At 46.4% G+C, this 5,545-nt stretch carries 2 tRNA genes and 3 rRNA genes; all 5 read right to left on the reverse strand.

From position 1 onward, the window contains the following. Positions 1 to 55 precede the first annotated feature (55 nt). Positions 56 to 163: ribosomal RNA gene (gene rrf, locus RM51_RS16670) — 5S ribosomal RNA — on the reverse strand. 124 nt (positions 164 to 287) lie between these two features. Beyond that, a 23S ribosomal RNA gene (locus RM51_RS16675) occupies positions 288 to 3,041 on the reverse strand. A 158-nt stretch (positions 3,042 to 3,199) separates the two neighbouring features. Further along, positions 3,200 to 3,273: transfer RNA gene (locus RM51_RS16680), tRNA-Ala, on the reverse strand. 41 nt (positions 3,274 to 3,314) lie between these two features. Further along, positions 3,315 to 3,388: transfer RNA gene (locus RM51_RS16685), tRNA-Ile, on the reverse strand. 214 nt (positions 3,389 to 3,602) lie between these two features. Continuing rightward, positions 3,603 to 5,119: ribosomal RNA gene (locus RM51_RS16690) — 16S ribosomal RNA — on the reverse strand. The 16S, 23S and 5S rRNA genes sit together here with 2 tRNA genes alongside, the layout of an rRNA operon. Between the last annotated feature and the right edge of the window lie 426 nt (positions 5,120 to 5,545).

The raw sequence follows: 5,545 nt of genomic DNA on the forward strand, positions 1-5,545 counted from the left end.
GAGTATATATCAAAAAAAAGTCTCATAGAATTAAATCTATGAGACTTTAAATAAAAACTGGCGGCGACCTACTCTCCCGCTTTCGCAGTACCATCGGCGCTGGTGGGCTTAACTTCTGTGTTCGGAATGGGAACAGGTGAGCCCCACCGCTAAAACCACCCTAAAGGTTGTATATAGCTGTAAGCATTAGGCTTAAGGCCTTAAGCTTTTAGCATTTTATCGGTAAATTTCATCACAAAGGCAAAACCAGTGTTGCACTTATAAGGCTTGTTTTAATGTAACCAATAGGCTATAAATCTACGGGTAATTAGTACTACTCGGCTATGCTGTTACCAACTTTACACCTGTAGCCTATCAACGTCGTCATCTCCAACGACCCTTAAAAGATGTCTCATCTTGAGGCGAGTTTCGCACTTATATGCTTTCAGTGCTTATCTCTTCCAAACGTAGCTACTCAGCGGTGCACCTGGCGGTACAACTGATACACCAGAGGTTTGTTCAATTCGGTCCTCTCGTACTAGAATCAAGCCCTCTCAAACATCTAACGCCCGCAATAGATAGAGACCGAACTGTCTCACGACGTTCTGAACCCAGCTCGCGTGCCACTTTAATGGGCGAACAGCCCAACCCTTGGGACCTTCTCCAGCCCCAGGATGTGACGAGCCGACATCGAGGTGCCGAACCTCCCCGTCGATGTGAGCTCTTGGGGGAGACTAGCCTGTTATCCCCGGAGTACCTTTTATCCTATGAGCGATGGCCCTTCCATACGGAACCACCGGATCACTATGTCCTGCTTTCGCACCTGATCGACTTGTAGGTCTCACAGTCAAGCACCCTTATGCCATTACACTCTACGCACGGTTACCAAGCGTGCTGAGGGTACCTTTGAAAGCCTCCGTTACTCTTTTGGAGGCGACCACCCCAGTCAAACTACCCACCACGCAATGTCCTTCTAAAAGAAGTTAGGCTCCAAGTAAGTAAAGGGTGGTATTTCAACGTCGACTCCACAAACACTAGCGTGCCTGCTTCAAAGTCTCCCACCTATCCTACACATTACTTACTCAAAGTCAATACGAAGTTATAGTAAAGGTTCACAGGGTCTTTTCGTCCCATTGCGGGTAATCGGCATCTTCACCGATACTACAATTTCACCGAGCTCGTGGCTGAGACAGTGCCCAGATCGTTACACCATTCGTGCAGGTCGGAACTTACCCGACAAGGAATTTCGCTACCTTAGGACCGTTATAGTTACGGCCGCCGTTTACTGGGGCTTCAGTCAAACGCTTCGCTTACGCTAACGCCCTTCCTTAACCTTCCAGCACCGGGCAGGTGTCAGACCCTATACAGCATCTTTCGATTTAGCAGAGTCCTGTGTTTTTGATAAACAGTCGCCTGGGCCTCTTCACTGCGGCCAACATTGCTGTTGGCGTCTCTTCTTCCGAAGTTACGAGACTATTTTGCCTAGTTCCTTAGCCACGACTCACTCGAGCACCTTAGGATTCTCTCCTCGACCACCTGTGTCGGTTTTGGTACGGGTTGCTTCACTTCGGCTTTTCTTGGATCCGATTTCACTATAACAGCTTCGCCCGAAGGCTAGGCCTTGACACTTCCGTCCGTCTTCAATAGCTACGTCGAACCGTCCCCTTTTTAGTGTGAGCAAGTATGGGAATATTAACCCATTGTCCATCCACTACCCCTTTCGGGTTCGCGTTAGGTCCCGACTAACCCTCAGCTGATTAGCATGGCTGAGGAAACCTTAGTCTTTCGGTGAGGGGGTTTCTCGCCCCCTTTATCGTTACTTATGCCTACATTTTCTTTTCTGTCCGCTCCACAATACCTCACGATACTGCTTCGGCGCAAACAGAATGCTCTCCTACCAGATGTACAATGTACAAATCCATAGCTTCGGTAATATGTTTATGCCCGATTATTATCCATGCCGGACCGCTCGACTAGTGAGCTGTTACGCACTCTTTAAATGAATGGCTGCTTCCAAGCCAACATCCTAGCTGTCAATGCAGTCCAACCGCGTTGCTTCAACTTAACATATATTTGGGGACCTTAGCTGTTGGTCTGGGTTCTTTCCCTCTCGGACATGGACCTTAGCACCCATGCCCTCACTGCCGTAGAACATTTATTAGCATTCGGAGTTTGTCAGGAATTGGTAGGCGATGAAACCCCCGCATCCAATCAGTAGCTCTACCTCTAATAAACTTATATACGACGCTGCACCTAAATGCATTTCGGAGAGTACGAGCTATCTCCCAGTTTGATTGGCCTTTCACCCCTACCCACAGGTCATCCGAAGACTTTTCAACGTCAACCGGTTCGGTCCTCCACTCTGTGTTACCAGAGCTTCAACCTGCCCATGGGTAGATCACAAGGTTTCGCGTCTAATCCTACTAACTAAGCGCCCTATTCAGACTCGCTTTCGCTCCGGCTCCGGTACTTAATACCTTAACCTCGCTAGTAAAATTAACTCGTAGGCTCATTATGCAAAAGGCACGCCGTCACCCAACTTGTGGGCTCCGACCGCTTGTAGGCGTACGGTTTCAGGTTCTATTTCACCCTTCTATTCGAAGTGCTTTTCACCTTTCCTTCACAGTACTTGTTCACTATCGGTCTTTCAGGAGTATTTAGCCTTGGAGGATGGTCCCCCCATATTCAGACAGGATTTCACGTGTCCCGCCCTACTCATTTATCATCTATGTATGCCTTTCAAATACGGGGCTATCACCCTCTATGGCTGTTCTTTCCAGAACATTCTTTTAAACATATAAAGACTTTTGGGCTAATCCGCTTTCGCTCGCCACTACTTACGGAATCTCTTCGATTTCTTTTCCTCCGGGTACTTAGATGTTTCAGTTCTCCGGGTTTGCTTCCCCTAAGGGATGACTGGTCTTCAACCAGACGGGTTGCCCCATTCGGACATCTCGGGATCAATTCGTGTGTGCCAATCCCCCGAGCTTTTCGCAGCTTACCACGTCCTTCTTCGCCTCTGAAAGCCTAGGCATCCGCCATACGCCCTTAACGATTTCTTTCCTATTTTTAGGTTACTCAAGCACTTATAAGTGCTCGGTTTTCTCTTTGTGATGTCTTTACCGTTAATGTCAATGATCTTATTTTCTTCTTTTCCGACTGATGAACAAATGTTGTTTTTGGCTCCATTCGTAACTTTTAAATCAGTCTTCCAAAACTGTGGAGAATAAGGGAGTCGAACCCTTGACCTCCTGCGTGCAAGGCAGGCGCTCTAGCCAGCTGAGCTAATTCCCCCTCTAGTGCTTTTAGCATTTATTGCTAGCCGCTTTAATTAGTAGTCTCGGGCAGGCTCGAACTGCCGACCTCTACATTATCAGTGTAGCGCTCTAACCAGCTGAGCTACGAGACTTCATTATAATTTTAAATTTTAAATTGAAAATTTTAAATGATTTTTAAATCTAAAATCTAGAATTTGTAATCTAAAATCTCTCTATCCCTGTACTAATTTCTAGTGGGTTTTGTATTTTTTATATATATCAACCAAATAAAAAACTAAAGCTTGAACTTTAAGTAAGTTCTGGACACATAGTGTCCTTGTTTTTTTATCGTCCGAAGACGCTCTAAAATGAGATGTTCCAGCCGCACCTTCCGGTACGGCTACCTTGTTACGACTTAGCCCTAGTTACCTGTTTTACCCTAGGCAGCTCCTTTTACGGTCACCGACTTCAGGTACCCCAGACTTCCATGGCTTGACGGGCGGTGTGTACAAGGCCCGGGAACGTATTCACCGCGCCATGGCTGATGCGCGATTACTAGCGATTCCAGCTTCATAGAGTCGAGTTGCAGACTCCAATCCGAACTGAGACCGGCTTTCGAGATTTGCATCACATCGCTGTGTAGCTGCCCTCTGTACCGGCCATTGTATTACGTGTGTGGCCCAAGGCGTAAGGGCCGTGATGATTTGACGTCATCCCCACCTTCCTCTCTACTTGCGTAGGCAGTCTCACTAGAGTCCCCAACTGAATGATGGCAACTAGTGACAGGGGTTGCGCTCGTTGCAGGACTTAACCTAACACCTCACGGCACGAGCTGACGACAACCATGCAGCACCTTGAAAATTGCCCGAAGGAAGGTCTATTTCTAAACCGATCAATTCCCATTTAAGCCTTGGTAAGGTTCCTCGCGTATCATCGAATTAAACCACATAATCCACCGCTTGTGCGGGCCCCCGTCAATTCCTTTGAGTTTCATTCTTGCGAACGTACTCCCCAGGTGGCTAACTTATCACTTTCGCTTAGTCTCTGAATCCGAAGACCCAAAAACGAGTTAGCATCGTTTACGGCGTGGACTACCAGGGTATCTAATCCTGTTCGCTCCCCACGCTTTCGTCCATCAGCGTCAGTTAAGACATAGTGACCTGCCTTCGCAATTGGTGTTCTAAGTAATATCTATGCATTTCACCGCTACACTACTTATTCCAGCCACTTCTACCTTACTCAAGACCTGCAGTATCAATGGCAGTTTCACAGTTAAGCTGTGAGATTTCACCACTGACTTACAGATCCGCCTACGGACCCTTTAAACCCAATAAATCCGGATAACGCTTGCACCCTCCGTATTACCGCGGCTGCTGGCACGGAGTTAGCCGGTGCTTATTCGTATAGTACCTTCAGCTTTCCACACGTGGAAAGGTTTATCCCTATACAAAAGAAGTTTACAACCCATAGGGCCGTCGTCCTTCACGCGGGATGGCTGGATCAGGCTTGCACCCATTGTCCAATATTCCTCACTGCTGCCTCCCGTAGGAGTCTGGTCCGTGTCTCAGTACCAGTGTGGGGGATCACCCTCTCAGGCCCCCTAAAGATCACTGACTTGGTAGGCCGTTACCCTACCAACTATCTAATCTTGCGCGTGCCCATCTTTATCCGCCGGAGCTTTCAATATTAATTGATGCCAATCAATATATTATGGGATATTAATCTTCCTTTCGAAAGGCTATCTCCCAGATAAAGGCAGGTTGCACACGTGTTCCGCACCCGTACGCCGCTCTCTCTGTTCCGAAGAACAAATACCGCTCGGCTTGCATGTGTTAGGCCTCCCGCTAGCGTTCATCCTGAGCCAGGATCAAACTCTCCATTGTATGTTTGTCTGACTCACTCAAAGTTATTTTACGCTTTAGTTTTTCCTTACTTGGTTGTTATATTGTATTTCAATGAACTTCGTTCTTTCGCTTTTTTAACGTCGCTACTTTTCTGTCAGTTTCGCTCCGTATTTGCGAGTGCAAAAGTAAAAATTTATTTCTTATTGACCAAATGTTTTTCAAGAAAATTTTAAAGTTTTTTGATAACCTTAATTTCTTTATTTATCATTCAATCTCTCACTCCTGCGCTTCCCGTTTTACCGGACTGCAAAGATACAAAACTTTTTAACTCTCGCAACTTTTATTTTCAAAAAGTTTTAATTGTTTTTCTTCGTATCTCTAAAGTGATTTATTAATCTTTATGCCTATCTAAAGGCTCTTCTGCGCTTACTGATATTCTCTCGTTTTCAGTGGGGCAAAGATAGA

This window comes from Chryseobacterium taiwanense, assembly GCF_000813825.1.
Classification (GTDB): domain Bacteria; phylum Bacteroidota; class Bacteroidia; order Flavobacteriales; family Weeksellaceae; genus Chryseobacterium; species Chryseobacterium taiwanense.